This is a genomic window from Achromobacter sp. NPDC058515 (genome assembly GCF_042721735.1).
Taxonomy (GTDB): domain Bacteria; phylum Pseudomonadota; class Gammaproteobacteria; order Burkholderiales; family Burkholderiaceae_B; genus Achromobacter.
The window spans coordinates 220,370-238,113 of record NZ_JBHXNI010000004.1 but is presented as its reverse complement, the minus strand read 5'-3'; the positions used below and the strand labels follow the sequence as shown (position 1 = coordinate 238,113).

The window sequence follows — 17,744 nt, the reverse complement described above, 5'->3', positions numbered from 1 at the left end:
TGCGTGCAATAGAGATGGCGATGCCGATAATGCTACACCCGATCGGGTGCGCCTCCGGCAGCGGGCCGCGGCTTTACTTGGCGGCGCCCTTGGGCGGCTCGACGGCGCCGCATTCGAAGGTGACCGTGGCGCGCTTGGATCCCAGGCCGGTGGCATGGTTGGACGTGACTTTCGGCTTTTGCAGTTTGCGGCCGAGAGACTCGCAGTATTGCTCGGCGCGCTGCAGCGTCTGGTTCTTGAGTTCCACCCAGGTCAGCAGCTGCGTGCCGGAGCTGTAGGTGACGCTGTAGGTGTTCTTGTCGACGGACGTGACTTCGCTCATGCTGGAACAGGCGGCCAGCAGGGAGAGGAAGGCGGCGGCAGGGGCAAGGCGTGCAAGCATGAAGGATCCAGGATTCGCGACAGGTTCCATTACACCACCATGTCATGCGGGGAGGAAAGGCGGCCGTCGGGGCAAGATCCTTCAGGGCGCGGCGACGGCGCCGCGGCGGTCGACCTTGCGGCTGAGCACGATCGAAGTTTGCGTCTGCTTGACGCCATCGATCAAGCCGATGCGGTCCAGCAGCCCGTCGAGCTGTTCGTGGGTCTCGCAGCGCAGGAAAATGAGGTAGTCGTATGGCCCGCTGACCGAAGAGACTTCCTCGACCTCGGGCATTCTTTCCAGTTCACGGATCACCGCGGCGGGCGTCTTGGGCAGCACGCTGATGAAGCAATAGGCGCGCACCGCCGCCTCTTCCAGCAGGCGGCCCAGGCGCACGCCATAGCCGGACACGATGCTCTCGCGCTCCAGCCTGGCGATGCGCGCCACCACGGTGGTGCGGGCCAGGCCGAGCTTGCGCGCCAGGATGGCGGCGGGTTCGCGCGCGTTGGCCTGCAGCAGGCTGAGCAGTTGCCGGTCGATGGCGTCGAGTCGTTCGTTCATGCGGTGGGCGATGGCGTTAAAGCGGGATGGCGGGATTGCCGACGGTACAGGCGCGGGCCCGCCCGCGTCAATGCGGCGCTGCGGGGGCGAGGCCATTTTCAGGGTGCGCGGGCCCTAGCCGTCCGACTCCGGCGGAATGCCGCCGCGATAGATGCGCCCGTCGAACTCGAAGCGCGTGATGGTCTTGTGCGCGGCGTCGAAGATGCGGTCGCGGCTGGCGTCGTCCAGGCCGTCATGGTCGGCGAAGTTGAAGCGGCACAGATCGATGTCGCTGTCGTAGAACGCGGTATGCACGAAACGGCTGACGCCGGCTTCATGCGCGAAATGCGCGAACTCGCGCAGCTGCTCCATTTCGTGGAAGGAGCCGTTGCGGCTGACCAGCAGCATTCCGAACTTGCGCTCTTCGTCGGCCATGGGTTCGGGCGCGGGCGGCGCGACGGACGCCTGGGGATCCTCGTAATCGAGGTGCGCGCCGACCTCGCGCATGGCGGTCAGCACGCGCTGCCATTCGCGTTCATCCAGGGTCAGCCGGGCCATCATGTAGAAGAGCCGCTGCCGGCCCAGGGATCGGGGTTCCGGGCCGCCCACATAGCTGGGCCACGGGGTGGCCGCGTCCAGTCCGGCCAGCTCCGCCATGCGGGCGTCGCTGTATCCCAGCCTGTCCTGCAATCGCTGCAAGGACTGGGCGTCCGGCGGGGCATAGTTCTGGATCGTCTTCATGAGCGCGCTCCGGTTGCGCCGGACGCCTGGGACGGGGCCGGCGGCGTGCGCCGCGTTGCCCTTGCGGCTACGCTTCATGCTAGCGCGCCGCGTGCCGCTTGCCTAGCGCCCGGCCGGAGACGCCATGCTAGGATTTGCGCCGACTTTCATTGCCAGGAGGCTTTCATCATGGACATTCAGGAACAAATCGCCGTCATCGTGCACACCATCTCGCACCAGGGCGGCCGTATCGACGCGCTGAATTCGACGCTGCTGTCGATGCTGCATCTGGTGAAGGGCTCGCCGGGCTTGCGCGAAGCGATCGAAGCGCAGCTCGAACAGAACTATTCCAGCCTGCTGGCGCGCTCGGAGAATCCGCAATACGTGGCCGGTTTCGAGAGTGTGCGCGACATGGTCGCGGGCGCCCTGAAGTAATGCGCAGCGGCGGAGTTACCCACAACTTCTGTGGACAAGCCTTGGGATAGCGCGGGCATAGATCCCCAAATTCCTTTAATTACAAAGGCTTGCCCGCAGCGGTCAAAGGTGGCTCCAATTGCGCTCGCCGGCGCGGTTTTCCACCGGCCCGGCACGCGATGGTCAAGCCGGGTAATATGCGGCCCCATGCGGAATCAGTATTCATTGGAGTACCGGAGCGGAGCGATGTCGGCCCGCGTTTCGGAAGCGGCAAAGCTGGCGGCGTTCGACCCCGGCAAACTTTCTCCCGAGGCGCGCGAGAGCTGGGAGCGCATGGGGCATGGCTTCAAGGCCTGGCACGACTTCGATCAGCGCCATCCCATCCTGCGCCGCCTGGCGCTGCTGCCGTTCATCGGCGGCCTGTACCGCAAGGCGCGGCGCCGCCATGTGCTGCGGGCCAGCGGCAAGCTGGTGTTCTGACAGGGGCGCCAGGCTATCTCCGATACCTGGCGTACAGGCGGTACGCCAGCCAGATGACAACCCCGAGGACGGCGGCCACCGCCAGCTTGGTTTCCACGCCGTGCAGGCGTCCAAGCATCGATTCGATGGTTCGCCCGAAGGCATGGCCCAGCAGGCTGAAACACACCGCCCAGATGGCGGCGGCGATCGCGTTGAGCACCAGGAACCGCAGCGGCGACACGCGCGAGACGCCCAGCGCGACGGGGCCGACGGTGCGCAGGCCATACAGGAACCGCAATGCCAGGATGAAGCCGTGCGGATGGCGGTCGATGGCGGACAGCGCCTTTCCGAAGGCGGGCTTCTCGCAGATGCGCTGGATGAAGCGATGTTCGCGGTAGCGCCGGCCCAGGTAGAACAGCGCCTGGTCCGCCACGAACGAGCCGGCGAATGCGGCCAGCATCACGGACGGCAGGTGCAGCAGCCGCTGGTGCGCCAGGAAGCCGGCGAACACCACCACGCTTTCGCCTTCCAGCAAGGTGCCGCCGAACACGGCCCACAGGCCGTAGTCGACGATGAATTGATGCAGTTCCTGATTCATCCGGGCCGCTCGTCCACGATGCGCGCCAGCGTCAGCAGCGCCCGCGAGATCTCGGGCGTGGTGCGTTGTCCGCAGCTGATGCGCAGGAAGTGGTTAAAGCGCGCGCCGTTCGAGAACATGGCGCCGGGCGCGACCCGTATGCCTTGCCGCAGCGCGGTCTCGAAGACATCGAGGCCCGAGCGGCCGTCAGGCATTTCCACCCATAGCAGCATGCCGCCCTGCGGCATGCTCAGGCGCGTGCCCCGCGGAAAGTGCGCGGCGATCGCCTCAGCGGTCTGGTCGCGCTGGGTCTTCAGTTGCCTGCGCAAGCGCGCCAGGTGACGGTCATAGGCGCGCGAGCCCATGAACTCCGCCACCGCGATCTGCGCCAGCGGTTCGTTGGGCCGGCTTTGCGCGAACTTCAGCATGGCGATGCGCGCTTTCCAGCGGCCACCCAGCAGCCAGCCCAGCCGCATGCCGGGCGCCAGCGTCTTGTGCATCGACGAGCAATAGATGACGTTGCCGGTCGCGTCCCAGGACTTGGCCGCGGCCAGCGGCGTGTCGTCGTCGGTGAGCGCGCCGTAGGTGTCGTCTTCGATCAGCGGCACCTGCTGGCGTTCGCACAGCGCCACGAGCCGGGCTTTTTCCGCATCGGGCATGACGCACCCGAGCGGGTTATGGAAGTTGGGCACGACGACCACGGCCCGGATATTGCCGTGCGTCTGGAAGGCAAGGTCCAGGGCTTCGATCGACAGGCCGTGCTGGGGGCTGGTGGGAATCTCGAGCGCCCGCATGCCCAGGCTTTCCAGGATTTGCAGCAGGCCGAAATAGGTGGGCGATTCGACCGCGATGGTGTCGCCGGGCCGGGCGACGGCGCGCAGCGCCAGGTTCAGGGCCTCGATGCAGCCGTGCGTGACGATGACATCGTCGGGCGTGGCGTTGATGCCGTTGGCCAGCGCCCGGCGCGCCAGCACGCCGCGAAGTTCCGGATGGCCCTGCGGCGGCACCGGACTGACCAGCACCTGCGGGGACTGGCGCAGCGCGCGCGTCATCGCCTGTTTGAGCTCTTCCATCGGATAGGCTTGCGGCACGGCCGCGGCCAGCGCGAAGTTGGCGCTGACCGGATGCGCTTCGCACTTCGCGATGAAGTCCGACACGCGGTCATGGATGCCTACGTATTGCGCCGCGCCCAGTGTCTGGCGGATGTCCGGTTCGCCGACGGGAGGGATGCTGTTGCGCCGGGGCTTGAGAACGAAGTACCCCGACCGGGGGCGGGCTTCGATCAGTCCGTCGTCTTCCAGCTGGCGGCAGGCTTGCAGCGCGGTCGACAGGCTGACGTGGTGGGTGCGCACCAGGGTGCGCACGGAGGGCATGCGCTGGGCGGGAGCCAGCACGCCGGTCTGGATGGCGCGCCGGTAGTGATTGGCCAGGCGGAGGTACAGCGGTTGCGGGTCCATGCGCCGATCATGCTCCCCTAGGTTGGTGTGAGGGTAGGCACAGATTCACGCAAAGTACACCATAACAGCGTCAAAATCGAGTCTCTGCATCGGTACAGAAAGGCAAGTTGTGTGGCTGTTGCGCAAAGCAGGGCGCGCGTAGCCTGTCATTGTCCGATTGGAGATGATCATGGCCACACACACCGCCCCCGACACGCCGGCGCGCCGCATGGAAATCCCTTCCGGCGCCAGCAGGCTGCTTGCCCTGCGCGCCGGCGCCACGGTGGTCTGCACCGACGGCAGCGTGCGCGTCGAAGAATTGGCAAATGGCCCCGAAGCCGCAGGGGGCCTGCATTGCGCCGTATCCGTAAGGGTCAACGCGGGCGAGGCCCATGGGCTGGCTTACGGCGGCGCCGTGCGCCTGACGGCGATCGGCGCCGCCCAAGTGATTTGCCTGGATGTCTCTGGGCCGGCCAGCCGCATTTTTCTCCAGGCGACCGGCTTTTTTCAAAGAATTTTGGCGAAAAACCGAAATAACAGCGTAGGTGCGCTGCACAAGATTTCAAAATGAGGTATGATTCACACATCAGACGCGGGGTGGAGCAGTCTGGCAGCTCGTCGGGCTCATAACCCGAAGGTCGTAGGTTCAAATCCTGCCCCCGCAACCAGTTTCAAGCAGGACCCGGATCTTCCGGCGGCGCGTTCAAGAACGTGTCTTCGCATGGTCCCTCCTAAAAAAAGCCGCGACGCTGTCGCGGCTTTTTTTCGTCCGTCCTTGCCCTGGGTCAAACCATTGCTCCAGTCCGGAGTTTCCCGAGTATGCCTGGCCGCACAGGGCTGCCACCCTGAGCTACCATGGGGCACGCGCGCTAGTTCGCCGCACACGAGGAGGGTCCATGGGTACAGCAAAATACGATCATCCCGGCTATGTCGCCGACACTGGCGCTGAAGGCAAGTACCACGTCGGCATCTGGTGCCCCCACGGCTATCCCGCCCACATCCACATCGGCCGCCCGGCCGAGCGCGGCGACCCCCAGGCCTTGCTGCGCTTGCGCATACCGGACGGCGTGTTCCAGTCCCTGCCCGACGATCCGGAAACCCTGTGCCGCCGCGCGCTGGGACAGGCGCTGGACGCCGGGCTGCTGCGTTCCGTCTCGGTCGACGGCGAATACCAGGAGCTTCGCTTCCAGCTGGATGCCGAGCCCTGGTCCGGCCCGATGCAGGCGGCGGGCAACGCCTGAGGCGAAAGTTACCCACAAGGACTGTGGACAAGCCTTGGGATAGCCTCTGCGCATGTCCGATTTGTCCCGTAATAACAAAGGCTTGGCGCCTGCGGTCAAGAAATGGCCGGCGCCAGGCTTTTTTTGCGACAATCTCCCCCCTTGAGGCCCAGCGGGCCGCCTCCCCATCCCCAGTTCATTTGCCTTACATGCATTCTGTCTTGCCCATCCCTCGTGTTGTCATGACGGCGGCGGCGCCATGAGCCTGTCCGCCAAGCGGGTCGCCGTCATAGGCGGCGGGCCGGCCGGCCTGATGGCCGCGGAAAGGCTGAGCGCGCGGGGCGTGCAGGTTGATGTGTTCGACGCCATGCCATCCGTCGGCCGCAAGTTCCTGATGGCGGGCCGCGGCGGGTTGAACCTGACGCATAGCGAGGCCGCCGCCCCTTTCCTGGCGCGCTACGGCGCGCGCGCCGCGCAGATTGCGCCCTGGCTCCAGGCGCTGGATGCCGCCGGCTTGCGGGACTGGGCGCATCAGTTGGGCATCCAGACCTTCATCGGCTCCTCGGGCCGCGTGTTTCCGCAGGAAATGAAGGCGGCGCCCTTGCTGCGGGCCTGGCTGGCCAGGTTGCGCGCAAGCGGCGTGCGTTTCCATATGCGGCACCGCTGGCTGGGTTGGCCTGCCGGCGGGCCAGCCACCGCGAGCGCGCTGCGCTTTGATACGCCGGACGGCGAGAAGGACCATGCGGCCGATGCCGTCGTGCTGGCCTTGGGCGGAGGCAGTTGGGCCAAGCTGGGGTCGGACGGCGCCTGGGCAGCGGGCCTGCAGTCGCGCGGCATCGAGGTGGCGCCGCTGCGGCCCGCCAACTGCGGTTTCGATGTTGCCTGGTCCGATCACTTCCGCGAGCGTTTCGCGGGCCAGCCGGTCAAGTCCGTGTCCATGGCATGCGGCAGCCTGGCCAGGCAAGGCGAGTTCGTCATTTCGGAAACCGGCATCGAAGGCAGCCTGGTCTATGCGCTGTCGGCGCCGCTGCGGGACCAGATCGATGCCAAGGGCCAGGCCCTCGCCATGCTGGACCTGGCGCCCGACTGGCCGCAGGACAAAGTCATGGCGGCGGTGACGCATCCGCGCGGCGCGCGCTCCATGTCCAGCCATTTGCAGAGCCGGCTGGGCCTGACCGGGGTCAAGGCAGGCTTGCTGCGCGAATGCGCCTCGGCGGACGATTTCCGGGATCCGGCCCGGCTGGGGCTGCGGATCAAGGCCCTGCCGCTGACGCTGGCGCGCACGCGTCCGATCGATGAAGCGATCAGCACGGCGGGCGGGGTGTCTTTTAACGGGCTGACGGGCGGGCTGATGCTGAGCGCCGCGGCGGGCGTCTTCTGTGCGGGCGAGATGCTGGATTGGGAGGCGCCGACAGGCGGCTACCTGCTGACCGCATGCATGGCGAGCGGCGTGGTTGCCGCTACCGGAGTCATGGATTTTCTTGACGGCCAGCCCTGAGGCGGCCGGATCGGGGGCGGGGCGTCAGGAGGCCGGGGGATAGGACGCCATGCCCAGCGGCGCGCGCGGGGCCAGGTCGCCGACGACATGGCCCACGACGGGCGGGCCGCCTTCGGGTTGCGTGATGATGCCGATCACGCGGGTAATGGCGCTGGCGGGAATGGCGGTGCCATGCGCGGGATCTTGCACCAGTTGCCAGATCGTGGGGCTGGCGGCGCCGGCGTCGCCGTCGACGACATCCGTGGCATCGAGGCAGTTGCGGGCAAAGAAGGACCAGTCCGAGGCGTTACAAGGCAAGCCGTGCGCCGTGGCCAGGCGGGCCAGGGCCAGAGGCGCATCCGCTTGGCTCGCGGCGTGCTGGGCGGCGGTGCCCAGCGAGACGTCCAGCGACAGCAACCGGAGAAACTCTACGACATTGTCCGTGTTCATTATGTGGTCTCCTGTGAGGGCTGTACTGGTCGATCCTGGCCGCGAATCGTCGCGGCTGGCGGGTGTGTCAACCGGGGCCTTGACCCAGCATCGACACCAGCGATTGTTTCAGGCGCGGCGAAAAAATAGGTACGGTATGCGATACGCCGCTGCGGTCTACACCCTCTTTGAGTTCGACCGATTGCCCAAGGAAAATATCCGGCGCCGCGCCGATTTCGTTGTATCTGGCGAGCAGTTCATTCACGTGCTCCTGCGCGTCGGCCAGGGTGCTGCTGTCCGCCAGCTTGCCGGCGGCGTGGGCCTGCAAAATTCGATGCAGATCGTCGATGAACAGCGCCAAAGCGGCCTGTCCGCGACATTGCGGTTGTTCCCAGCCCCAGCCCTGAGGGCCGGCGCCAGCGTTTTGCGAAACATGTTTCTTGGTCATTTGCGCATCCTAATCCATTGCCGGCAAATACGCGACAGGCTCGGACGCGCAGGAAATGTCACCGGTCCGTAAGGGTGGTGACGGTTCCTCTTTGGCGTTGTTACAACCCCTTGGACCATGGCGCAGCCGCCAAAGCGGCGCACCGCCCGCGGACGGTTACAAGGCGAAGGTGGCCGGCCAGTCACGCGCCGGTCAGGATTTACCAGTTTGCGGCGAAAGCGGTAGGCCCCTCATGCGAAGGAAAATGAGGCAGGACTTCCTCGGCCAGTTCCTGGATGACTTCGGCCACCGGCCGCTGCGAGAACTGGATGCCCAGCGCCGCGTGGTTCACGCCGGCCTCCTTCCATTCGCCCAGCAAGTCCAGCAGCCCCTTGCGGCCGGTGCGCAGCACGAAGCCGCCCTGCATCGGCGTGCGCGGCAGGTCCGGGTCCGCGCTCAGATCCAGCCATTCATTGGTGGCGTGAGGGCGGAATCCCGCGTCGGGGATCAGGTCGCGCCAGGCCCGTATCTTCTGCGCCAGCCGGCGCGGGCCCTCGCTGGTGTGGGCGGAATCGGGGTAGCTCAGCCAGCCGTCCGCATGTTCGCCCACCCATTGCAGGGTCTGGCGGCAGGACCCGGTGACCAGCAGCGGCACGGCCCCGGCGGCTGGCTTGGGCAGGAACTGCGGACCGGCAATCCGGCCAAGCGGCGACTCGATGGCGCCGTGGTCCGCCTGCATCAACTGTCGGAACATCGCGACGGACTGCGCGAACCGCTCGCCGCGGGCTTCGTGCTGCATGCCATAGGCCGGGAACTCCGCCGGCCGGTCGCCCGAGGCGACGCCCAGCACTAGCCGGCCGCCCGATAGCTGGTCGATCGTGGCCGAGGCCTTGGCCAGGTCGATCGGATGGCGCAAGGAGAAGATGGCGCTGCCGGTCGCCAGCGCCACGCGTTGCGTGCGCGCGGCAAGGTAGGCCAGGTATGTGAACGGATCGAACACCTGGCCAGCGTCGCCGAAGCGGGGGTCGAAGAGCGGAACGTCCCGGACCCAGACCGCGGCAAAGCCCCGGCGGTCGATGTCGGCCACGGCATCGGCCTGGCCGGCCAGTACGGCCATGTCGCCCTGGTAGAAGCGCAAGGGCAGGAAGATGCCCACCGTCAGCGCGTTTGGCGCGAACATGCGGCGGTAGCCGGGATGGGAGGCGAAGGCGGGGGCGGACGCGCCGGCGAGGGGGCGGGGCGTGGCGAGGGTTTCAGTCATGGCGGTCTTTGCTTGTGGTGGCGGCCGGTCAGGGGCCGGTGGCGGGCTGGGGCAGGGCGATGCCGCGCTGGACGGCGGGGCGCAGGCTGGCGCGCTGATGCCAGGCGCTCAGGTGGCGGTAGCCGCTGAAGTCGAAATCGATGATCCGTGCGATGTGCATCCAGCCATAGGTGGCGATGTCCGCGATCGAGTACTCATCGCCCGCCAGCCAGGGGCGCTCCGACAGGCGGGCGTCCAGCGTGGCGAATATGTCCGCGCTCAGGCGGCGGTACCGCTCGATGGACGGCGCGTGCGGCTCGGGGGCGAAGCACTCGTAGTGGACGCGCTGGCCCAGCAGGGGGCCCATGCTGGAAGTGTGGAACATCAGCCAGAGGATGGCATCCCAGCGGGCCGCGGGCGCGGCGGCCAAGAGGCGGCCCGTTTTCTCGGCCAGGTACAACAGGATCGCCGCCGATTCAAACAGGGTGATGCCGGCGTCGGCATCCACCAGAACGGGGATCCGGCCATGGGGATTGAGCTTCAGGAAGCCGGGCAGGCGGTGTTCGCCCGCGTCGATGCGGACATGGTGCAGCGTGTAGGGCAGGCCCAGTTCTTCCAGCGCGATGGTGATCTTGAAGCCATTGGGCGAGCTGTCGGTGTAGAGATGCAGGGTGGGGTCTGTGGTCATGGGGACAAGGGATGAGCGGTGTGCGGTGCGATGCCTGGCGCTATCCTGGGGCCGGCCCGCATGCCCGTAAAACGATCATTCCTTCCCCTTGGCGATAGTTTTTCTAAAGCCTGGGCCGCCCCTGCGCAAATCGCGGGCTTTGCGTTATGCTGGCTTCGGTTCCCACGCCCAGACAGGAGATGTTTATGAAGAACAGAGTCTTTCTCGTCATGTTGCTTTCGATCGCCGCGCTTTCGGCGGGCTGCAATACTGTTGCAGGGGCTGGGAAGGACATCCAGCGTGGCGGGGAAAAGATCGAGGGCGCCGCGGAAAAGAAATAGGCCGCCACGCTCCGCTGCCGCGCTGACGGCTCAAGGCCACGCGAGAAATGTTCCGGCATTTCCGGCGTGGCCTTTTTGTGGCCGCTGGCATAATCGCGGAAGTCCGAATACCAATGGCGGGAAGAATCATGCGCAAGTCAGTATGGGTGGGTGTAACGTTGGCGGCCCTGTTGGCCGGCTGCGCGAGCAAGGGCGTCTATGAGTCGGAGTCGGTGAAGAAGGACACCTTCAGCGTCGACACGAACTACCAGGCGGCCTTTCGGCGGGCCGGCGAATATGTCCGGACGTGCCATGTGATTGTGCAGCATGCCTACGGGGTCTCGTATGCCTGGCGCCACACGATAGGCGAGAAGGGTGCGCCCGACGAGATCCAGGTCTTCAAGGTGGGCGAGCCCGCCACGGTGCTGGAGCTGATTTCCGCCGAGGCCGACGGCCCGGCCAAGTCCAAGGTCACCGTGACCGTGCTGGGCGAAGGGCGCTGGGACGAGGCGGAGATCGCTGCGGCGCGCCAGTCCATCCAGAGCGCCACGCCCGTGTGCCGCGGCGCCAAGGGCGGTTGACGCATGGATCCCCGGGCCCAGCAGATACGCGCCAGCGGCATGTCGTTCTCGATGCTGTCGGGGGCGTTCCGCTTCCTGGGGTGGCTCAACGGCGTGGCGGCCCTGATACTCGTGGGCTTTTCCCTGGGTGTCGTGGGCGGCGATATCGCCGCCCCTGATCTGCAAATCCCCCTGGCCCTGCTTCTGGCGGGCCTGCTGGCGACGTGCCTGGGATTGCTGTTTGCCTACCTGGCGCAGGTCAGCCTGTTGCGCCAGGGCTACAACGGGCACCTGACCCGTGGGCACTGGCCAGCGCAATTGCTTGCGATGCTTTGCTATCTGTTCAGCGCGCTGGCCTTCTGCGCGGCTTGCTGGCTGGCGGCGGGGCAGGCGGTTTCCGACCCTCCGCAAATGACCTCCTACGCAAAACGCTGATGTTTGCGGGTAAACCCTTGTGCGCAAAATCGTTGGACTAGAAATAGCGTTGGGAATAATATGCGCACTGCGTATATAAAACCTCTTCCTCGGGGCCCGTCATGACCATTTCCCAGCAAGCCTTCCTGCGCGACGCCATGCGTCGCCTGAACCTTACCCGCGATGTATTCGCCACCCGCATCGGCGTCAAGCGCCGGGCGCTGGATACGTGGCTGTTGCCCGAGGGTTCGCAGGAATTCCGCGCCATGCCGGAAGTGGTGCAGCGTTTCGTCAGTGAAATCGTGCAGAACGGCGTCTTGCTGGAAAAATATACGCAGAGCGTACAAGATGGCCCGCTGCGCGACCGCATCGCCGTGGAAGGCAAGCATCAGCTGCTGTCGGTTGATCAGTTCACGCGCGAATCGGTCGAAGACCTGTTCCGCGTGGCTGACATGATGCAGCCCATCGCGCGCCGCCAGAAAGTGTCGCGCGTGCTGGAAGGCGCCGTGCTGGGCAACCTGTTCTTCGAGGCAAGCACCCGCACCCGCGTCAGCTTCGGTTCCGCATTCTGCCGCCTGGGCGGCTCGGTGTGCGACACCACCGGCTTCACGTTCTCGTCCATGGCCAAGGGCGAATCCATCTACGACACCAGCCGCGTCATGAGCGGCTACGTGGACGCGATGGTGATCCGCCATCCGGACCAGGGCTCGGTCGCGGAATTCGCGCGCGCCACGAACATTCCCGTGGTCAACGGCGGCGACGGGCCGGGCGAACACCCCAGCCAGGCCTTGCTGGACCTGTACACGATCCTGACCGAGTTCTCGCGCCTGGGCAAATTGCTGGACGGCGCCCACATCGCCATGGTCGGCGACCTGAAGTACGGCCGCACCGTGCATTCGCTCATCAAGCTGATGGCGCTGTACAAGAACGTGAAGTTCTCGCTGGTGTCGCCCAAGGGCCTGGAAATGCCGACCTACATCATCGAGCAGGCCAGCCGCAACGGCAACATCATTGAACAGAAGTCCTCGCTGGCCGAAGGCCTGGCCGGCGCCGACGTCATCTACGCGACGCGCGTGCAAAAAGAGCGCTTCGCCAATGAAGAGAACGAAGGCTACACGCCGGACTTCCAGATCAGCCGCGCCATCATCGACGCCTACTGCAGCCCCGAGACGATCGTGATGCATCCCTTGCCGCGCGACAGCCGCCCCGGCGCGAACGACCTGAGCGTGGACCTGAACCACGATCCGCGCCTGGCCATCTTCCGCCAGACGGACAACGGCATTCCCATCCGCATGGCCATCTTCGCGGTCCTGCTGGGCGTGGAAGGCCTGGTGCAGCATTCCCTGCGCGACGTGACGTGGCAGCACCCGTCTCACGTCGGGCCGGACGATTCCGTCTTCCACGGCCTGGAGTAACGGCATCCCCCCGGACAAGGCTGTCGCGACGGCCTTGTCCGGGGGATTTCAAGCATAATCCGCGCTGGCTTTTTCTATGGCGCGCCGCTTTCGAGGCTAGCCATGCAGTCCTTGGGCGGATGATCTTATGTCTTCGAGCAGTAGTGGTGTTCCATCTTCCTCAGACGGCGCCGATGCCGCATCCGGCCAAGCGTGCTACCTGAGCGCGTCCAACGCGCAAGCCTGGGAAGCGGTCTATCAGTCGGTCGACGCCTATACGCGCGGCCAGGTCGCCGCAGTGGTGGCCGACAGCGCCACGCAGTTGGTGGACGCGTTCTATTCCACCTTGCTCGCCGACGCCGAGGCCGGCCCGCGGCTGTCCCACGAGATCGTTTCGACCCGCCTGCACAGCGGCATGAAGCGCTGGCTGAAGGGGCTGCTCTGTGTGCGCGACCAGGGCGACATCGTCGCCTTGATGGCGACGCAGAAGAAGGTGGGTGAAGTGCACGCCCGCGTCCATATCCCGATCCATCTGGTGATGGCCGGCGCCCGCGTCCTGAAGAACGAGATCGCCCAGCGCCTGCGCGCGAGCGACCTGGACGGCACGGCCGCGTCGGTGGCGACGCAATACGTATGCAACCTGTTCGATCTGGCGATCGAGCAGATGAGCCGCGCGTTCATGCGCGACGTCAACCGCGGCGCCCGCAACGACGAGGCCTACCGCCTGTTCGCGCTGGGGCAGAACATTTCCACCGAACGCGAGCGCCAGCGCGCCGCCTTGCTGGAATGGAGCCAGGCCGTGCTGATCGGGCTGCACTACCGGGCGCCCGAGCAGGCGCTGCCGCGCCTGGCCGCCTCCGAGTTCGGCCTGTGGCTGCAGCACAAGGGCGGGGTGCTGTTCGAAAGCGCGCCGGCCCTGCGCCAGATCACGGAAGCGGTCGAACGCCTGGACGACACCGTGTTGCCCCGGATGATGCAGTGCGATCCGCAAGAGCGGAACTCGCTGCCGGACCAGGTTCGCGAACTGCAGGAGCTGGTGGCGTGCATCAAGCATCTGCTCAATGGCCTGTTCGACATGGTGGCCGAGATCGAGAGCGGCAGCGATCCGCTGACGAACGTGCTGAACCGGCGCTTCCTGCCGTCCGTGATCGGCCGCGAAATCTCGATTTCCCGGCGTCAGCACATCGACTTTTCGGTGCTGTTGCTGGACATCGACCACTTCAAGGCGATCAACGACGAGCATGGCCATTCGGGCGGCGACCAGGTGCTGCGCCAGTTCGCCGAGGTGGTGCACCAGGCGTGCCGGTCCAGCGATTTCGTCTTCCGCTATGGCGGCGAGGAATTCCTGGTGGTGCTGGTGGACACCGGGCAAGAGGCCGCGCTGGCCGCGGCCGAGAAGCTGGGGGCCGAAATCCGCCGGCACCGTTTCAACATCGCCGAGGCTGGCGCGCTGAACATCACCGCCAGCATCGGGGTGGCGACCTTTGACGGGCACCCGGACTACGCCTACCTGATCGATCGCGCCGACAAGGCGCTATACCGCGCCAAGCAGGCCGGCCGCGACCGCAGCGTCGCGGCATGAAAAAGGCCGCCCCGAGGGGCGGCCTGATTCTTTCCGGCAAGCCGGCGAGAGCGGCTTACACCTTCTTTTCGCCGCCCAGGGCTTCGACCAGCTCGGCCATCATCTTGGCCAGTTCGCCCGTCATCAGCATCATGTCGGAATCGAACTTCTCGTCGTCGTTCGTGGCCATGCCTTCGTTGCCTTCCTTCAGCACGTCCAGCGGCGCGACGCGCTTGACGTCCAGGCCTTCGGTCAGCACAAAGGACACGCGGTCCGCCCAGGTCATCGCCAGGCGGGTGCATTGCTTGCCGGACTGGATATGGCGGCGCACGTCGTCGGCATCGATGGAGTGCTTGACGTAGCGGATGGCCGCGCCGCTTTCGCCGGACGACCGCAGCTCGGTGTCCTGGTCGATGCTGAAGTTGGCCGGGGCTTCGTCTTCGGCCAGCCAGCCGGTCATCGCCGACGCGGGCGACTGGGCCACGTACAGGTTTTCCAGCGGGAACGGGTCGACGCACTTGGCGAGCAGGCCGATGACCTCGTCGGCCTTGGCCGAGGCGGCTGCATCGATGACCAGCCAATGGTTCTGCGGGTCGATCCAGACGCGGGTGTCGCGATATACGCTGAAGGCGCGCGGCAGGAGCTCGTCCGTGACGCGTTCCTTGATTTCCTTCATTTGCTTGCGGCCCGGCTTGTAGCCTTGCTGCTCTTCGATCTCCTGGGCGCGCGCCTTGGCGACCTGGTTCACGACGGTGCCGGGCAGGAGCTTCTTCTCGGCGCGCAGGCTCAGCAGGATCTGGCCATTGACCACGTGGGCGAGGCCCCCGTTTTCGCGCGGCGGGACCCAGCCCAGGCTTTGCATTTCGAGGTTGTTGCCGGCTTGGTAGGCGTGCCGCGCCAGCGTTTCTTCAAGCTGCTCGCCGGTCAGAGTCCAGGGCGAGGAGAGGCGGTAAATCTTGAGATTCTTGAACCACATGAGCGTCGGCCAAAAGGGTAGATTCTATACGACGCGGAAGGCTTTGCCGAAGTGTTGCAATACGGCAGCGCGAGGCGACACGTTCTGTCACTGACACGGGCGGGGCTATCCGGTAATGTCCGGCGCACCAACGTGGAATTGGAGAGAAAACATGAAGATCATTGGCGCGATCCTGATCGTCCTGGGCATTGCCGCCCTGGCGTACAAGGGCTTTAACTACAAGTCCGAGGAGACGGTGCTGCAGATCGGTTCCGTGAAGGCGACGGCCGAAACGGAGAAGTCGGTGCCGATTCCGACCTGGGCAGGCATTGCCGCAATCGTGGCCGGCGTGGTCGCGATCGGCGTGGGCATGCGTCGCTGAACGCCGCCGGCCCTTGCGGCCGGTTGCGTGGCATGAAGATGGCGGCCGCGTTGCGGTCGCCATTTGCATTTGCGCGCCCGAAAAAAAGCGGCCCGGCTCAATAAAGGCCGGGCCGGTACGGGAGCACACAATACCGCGTCATAAAAGGCTCGCGGGGAACGCGGTATCGGTGTCAGAACACTAGCCCTGCGACCACCGGACAGGGGGATCAATCGTCAGGCGATCTGGCGCAAGGCCGTAATCTGAGCGCTCAGTCTAATGGCGCAGGTCTGACATGGTCCTGAATCTGCGGAACACATGAAGGCAAACGCGCGTGTTGTGGCGGCACGCAAAAAAAAGCTCCATAAGGAGCTTTTGAAAGGCCGGGCAGGCGCAGCAGTCCCGCCCGGCGGGGGATGGTCTATCAGGCGTTGATGTCGTTGTCCTTGGATTCGCGCACGAACAGCGTGCCGATGACCAGGGTCATGACTGCAATGATGATCGGGTACCACAGGCCGTCGTAGATGTTGCCCGTGGCTGCCACGACCGCGAAGGCGACCGGTGGCAGGAAGCCCCCGAACCAGCCGTTGCCGATGTGGTACGGCAGGCTCATCGACGTGTAGCGGATGCGCGTCGGGAACATTTCCACCAGCATCGCGGCGATCGGGCCGTAGACCATGGTCACGTAGAGAACCAGGATCGTCAGCAGCACCACCACCATGACATTGTTGGTCTGGGCCGGATCCGCCTTGGCGGGGTAGCCGTGGCTGCGGATCGCCGAGGTCAGCGCCTTGTCGAGTTCGGCGGCCTTGGCCTTGAAGTCGGCCGGGGCCATCGACTTGCCGTCGAAGGAATTGAACTCGTCGTTGCCGATCTTGACGCGGGCGAGCGAGCCCGCCGGGGCGGCCTGGTTGGTGTAGTTCACCGAATTGCGGGCCATGAACGACTTCACCACGTCGCAAGAGCTGGTGAACGCAGCCGTGCCGACGGGGTTGAACTGGAACGAGCAGGTGGCGGGATCGGCGATCACGGTGACCGGGGCGGTGGCTTGCGCCTTTTCCAGCGCCGGGTTGGCGAAGTGCGTCAGGCCCTGGAAGATCGGGAAGTAGGTCGCCGCGGCGATCAGGCAGCCGGCCATGATGATGGGCTTGCGGCCGATCTTGTCGGACAGCGCGCCGAAGATCACGAAGAAGGGCGTGCCGAGCAGGAGCGCGACGGCGATCAGGATGTTGGCGGTGTTCGAGTCGACCTTCAGCGTCTGCGTCAGGAAGAACAGGGCGTAGAACTGGCCGGTGTACCAGACGACGGCCTGGCCGGCGGTCAGGCCCAGCAGCGCCAGGATCACGACCTTCAGGTTCTTCCATTGGCCGAACGATTCAGCGATGGGCGCCTTCGAACCCTTGCCTTCTTCCTTCATGCGCTTGAAGGTGGGCGATTCGTTCAGTTGCAGGCGGATCCACACCGAGATGCCCAGCAGCACCACCGAGATCAGGAACGGAATGCGCCATCCCCAGGCTTTGAACTCGTCTTCGCCCATGAACGTGCGGATGCCCAGGATGACCAGCAGCGACAAGAACAGGCCCAGCGTCGCGGTGGTCTGGATCCAGGACGTGTAGAAGCCGCGGCGGCCGTGCGGGGCGTGTTCGGCGACGTAGGTCGCCGCGCCGCCGTACTCGCCGCCCAGCGCCAGGCCTTGCAGCAGGCGCAGGACGATCAGGATGGCCGGCGCGGCCAGGCCGATGCTGGCGTAGCTGGGCAGGATGCCCACGAGGAACGTGGAAAGGCCCATGATCACGATCGTGACCAGGAAGGTGTATTTGCGTCCGACCAGGTCGCCCAGGCGGCCGAACACCAGCGCGCCGAACGGCCGCACCGCGAAGCCCGCCGCGAAGGCCAGCAGCGCGAAGATGAAGCCCGCGGTCGGGTTCACGCCGGAGAAAAAGTGTTGGGCAATGATGGCCGCAAGCGAGCCATATAGATAAAAGTCGTACCACTCGAATACCGTGCCGAGCGACGACGCGAAGATGACCTTGCGCTCCTCCTTGGTCATCGGACGCGGATCCGCGGATGGACCGCGGCCTGCCATGGTAGTTGTGCTCATGATGTCTCCTCGTTTTTTGGCCGGCGGTTCTCCGCCGTGCTTGACCCTCCGCCGGCGAGACCGACATCGAGCTAAGCGTCACATTGGGGGCCGAGGCTGACGAGGTTCTGA

At 65.7% G+C, this 17,744-nt stretch carries 22 protein-coding genes and 1 tRNA gene; 12 read left to right on the top strand and 11 right to left on the bottom strand.

The genetic code is table 11. The features are described 5' to 3' along the window. Positions 1–73: 73 nt before the first annotated feature. The 3 genes from ACFWP0_RS09840 to ACFWP0_RS09830 all read right to left on the bottom strand — a co-directional run bounded on the left by ACFWP0_RS09840 (position 74) and on the right by ACFWP0_RS09830 (position 1,642). Positions 74–382, bottom strand: a complete 309-nt coding sequence (locus ACFWP0_RS09840; protein WP_377841588.1) for a hypothetical protein — start codon at positions 380–382, stop codon at positions 74–76. Between the two features lie 81 nt (positions 383–463). Beyond that, positions 464–922 (bottom strand): Lrp/AsnC family transcriptional regulator, encoded by a 459-nt coding sequence (locus ACFWP0_RS09835; RefSeq protein ID WP_377841586.1) that lies wholly within the window; start codon positions 920–922, stop codon positions 464–466. A 114-nt stretch (positions 923–1,036) separates the two neighbouring features. Further along, positions 1,037–1,642: a hypothetical protein gene (locus ACFWP0_RS09830; RefSeq protein WP_377841584.1), complete on the bottom strand. Its 606-nt coding sequence runs from the start codon at positions 1,640–1,642 to the stop codon at positions 1,037–1,039. Between the two features lie 168 nt (positions 1,643–1,810). Between ACFWP0_RS09830 and ACFWP0_RS09825 the strand changes: the two genes are divergently transcribed. Both ACFWP0_RS09825 and ACFWP0_RS09820 read left to right on the top strand, forming a co-directional pair. Next, positions 1,811–2,056, top strand: coding sequence for a hypothetical protein (locus ACFWP0_RS09825; RefSeq protein ID WP_377841582.1), 246 nt, complete (start codon positions 1,811–1,813; stop codon positions 2,054–2,056). A gap of 225 nt (positions 2,057–2,281) precedes the next feature. Next, positions 2,282–2,515 (top strand): hypothetical protein, encoded by a 234-nt coding sequence (locus ACFWP0_RS09820; protein ID WP_377841581.1) that lies wholly within the window; start codon positions 2,282–2,284, stop codon positions 2,513–2,515. 13 nt (positions 2,516–2,528) lie between these two features. Here ACFWP0_RS09820 and ACFWP0_RS09815 read toward each other — a convergent pair whose 3' ends face one another. Together ACFWP0_RS09815 and ACFWP0_RS09810 are read right to left on the bottom strand one after the other, a co-directional pair. Further along, positions 2,529–3,092: a DedA family protein gene (locus tag ACFWP0_RS09815; protein ID WP_377841579.1), complete on the bottom strand. Its 564-nt coding sequence runs from the start codon at positions 3,090–3,092 to the stop codon at positions 2,529–2,531. Then, on the bottom strand, positions 3,089–4,528 hold the full coding sequence (locus ACFWP0_RS09810) for a PLP-dependent aminotransferase family protein (RefSeq protein ID WP_377841578.1): 1,440 nt from the start codon (positions 4,526–4,528) through the stop codon (positions 3,089–3,091). Before ACFWP0_RS09810 ends, ACFWP0_RS09815 begins: the two co-directional genes overlap by 4 nt. Positions 4,529–4,697: 169 nt before the next feature. Between ACFWP0_RS09810 and ACFWP0_RS09805 the strand changes: the two genes are divergently transcribed. From ACFWP0_RS09805 to ACFWP0_RS09790, 4 genes are all read left to right on the top strand, one after another. Next, entirely contained in the window at positions 4,698–5,078 is a 381-nt protein-coding gene (locus tag ACFWP0_RS09805; protein ID WP_377841576.1) for a hypothetical protein, read from the top strand. Positions 5,079–5,098: 20 nt separating this feature from the next. After that, a tRNA-Met gene (locus ACFWP0_RS09800) sits at positions 5,099–5,175 on the top strand. Between the two features lie 228 nt (positions 5,176–5,403). Beyond that, positions 5,404–5,748 (top strand): hypothetical protein, encoded by a 345-nt coding sequence (locus tag ACFWP0_RS09795; protein WP_377841575.1) that lies wholly within the window; start codon positions 5,404–5,406, stop codon positions 5,746–5,748. Between the two features lie 238 nt (positions 5,749–5,986). Next, entirely contained in the window at positions 5,987–7,225 is a 1,239-nt protein-coding gene (locus ACFWP0_RS09790; protein WP_377841573.1) for a TIGR03862 family flavoprotein, read from the top strand. A 24-nt stretch (positions 7,226–7,249) separates the two neighbouring features. Here ACFWP0_RS09790 and ACFWP0_RS09785 read toward each other — a convergent pair whose 3' ends face one another. From ACFWP0_RS09785 to ACFWP0_RS09770, 4 genes are all read right to left on the bottom strand, one after another. Then, positions 7,250–7,654 carry a hypothetical protein gene (locus tag ACFWP0_RS09785; RefSeq protein ID WP_377841572.1) on the bottom strand — a complete coding sequence of 135 codons (405 nt, stop codon included), beginning with the start codon at positions 7,652–7,654 and terminating at the stop codon, positions 7,250–7,252. Between the two features lie 67 nt (positions 7,655–7,721). Next, entirely contained in the window at positions 7,722–8,081 is a 360-nt protein-coding gene (locus ACFWP0_RS09780; protein WP_377841571.1) for a hypothetical protein, read from the bottom strand. A 199-nt stretch (positions 8,082–8,280) separates the two neighbouring features. Beyond that, positions 8,281–9,321, bottom strand: a complete 1,041-nt coding sequence (locus ACFWP0_RS09775; RefSeq protein ID WP_377841569.1) for an LLM class oxidoreductase — start codon at positions 9,319–9,321, stop codon at positions 8,281–8,283. 28 nt (positions 9,322–9,349) lie between these two features. Next, positions 9,350–9,988 (bottom strand): glutathione S-transferase family protein, encoded by a 639-nt coding sequence (locus ACFWP0_RS09770; RefSeq protein WP_377841567.1) that lies wholly within the window; start codon positions 9,986–9,988, stop codon positions 9,350–9,352. Between the two features lie 185 nt (positions 9,989–10,173). Here ACFWP0_RS09770 and ACFWP0_RS09765 point away from each other — a divergent pair, with 185 nt between their 5' ends. The 5 genes from ACFWP0_RS09765 (at position 10,174) to ACFWP0_RS09745 (ending at position 14,237) form a co-directional block, all read left to right on the top strand. Next, a complete protein-coding gene (locus ACFWP0_RS09765) occupies positions 10,174–10,308 on the top strand; it encodes an entericidin A/B family lipoprotein (protein ID WP_171663296.1) in 135 nt (44 codons plus the stop codon). Positions 10,309–10,436: 128 nt separating this feature from the next. After that, entirely contained in the window at positions 10,437–10,868 is a 432-nt protein-coding gene (locus ACFWP0_RS09760) for a BPTD_2524 family lipoprotein (protein WP_377841565.1), read from the top strand. A 3-nt stretch (positions 10,869–10,871) separates the two neighbouring features. After that, positions 10,872–11,282 carry a hypothetical protein gene (locus tag ACFWP0_RS09755; protein ID WP_377841564.1) on the top strand — a complete coding sequence of 137 codons (411 nt, stop codon included), beginning with the start codon at positions 10,872–10,874 and terminating at the stop codon, positions 11,280–11,282. Between the two features lie 101 nt (positions 11,283–11,383). Beyond that, complete coding sequence (locus tag ACFWP0_RS09750; RefSeq protein WP_377841562.1) at positions 11,384–12,676, top strand: aspartate carbamoyltransferase; 1,293 nt, start codon at positions 11,384–11,386, stop codon at positions 12,674–12,676. A gap of 127 nt (positions 12,677–12,803) precedes the next feature. Then, positions 12,804–14,237, top strand: coding sequence for a diguanylate cyclase (locus tag ACFWP0_RS09745; RefSeq protein ID WP_377841561.1), 1,434 nt, complete (start codon positions 12,804–12,806; stop codon positions 14,235–14,237). Positions 14,238–14,292: 55 nt separating this feature from the next. On the opposite strand, the gene ACFWP0_RS09740 is transcribed toward ACFWP0_RS09745, so the two are convergent. Beyond that, on the bottom strand, positions 14,293–15,192 hold the full coding sequence (locus tag ACFWP0_RS09740; RefSeq protein WP_377841559.1) for a recombination-associated protein RdgC: 900 nt from the start codon (positions 15,190–15,192) through the stop codon (positions 14,293–14,295). A gap of 151 nt (positions 15,193–15,343) precedes the next feature. Here ACFWP0_RS09740 and ACFWP0_RS09735 point away from each other — a divergent pair, with 151 nt between their 5' ends. Next, entirely contained in the window at positions 15,344–15,553 is a 210-nt protein-coding gene (locus tag ACFWP0_RS09735) for a hypothetical protein (protein ID WP_377841558.1), read from the top strand. 403 nt (positions 15,554–15,956) lie between these two features. On the opposite strand, the gene ACFWP0_RS09730 is transcribed toward ACFWP0_RS09735, so the two are convergent. Then, entirely contained in the window at positions 15,957–17,618 is a 1,662-nt protein-coding gene (locus ACFWP0_RS09730) for an MFS transporter (RefSeq protein ID WP_377841865.1), read from the bottom strand. Positions 17,619–17,744 lie beyond the last annotated feature (126 nt).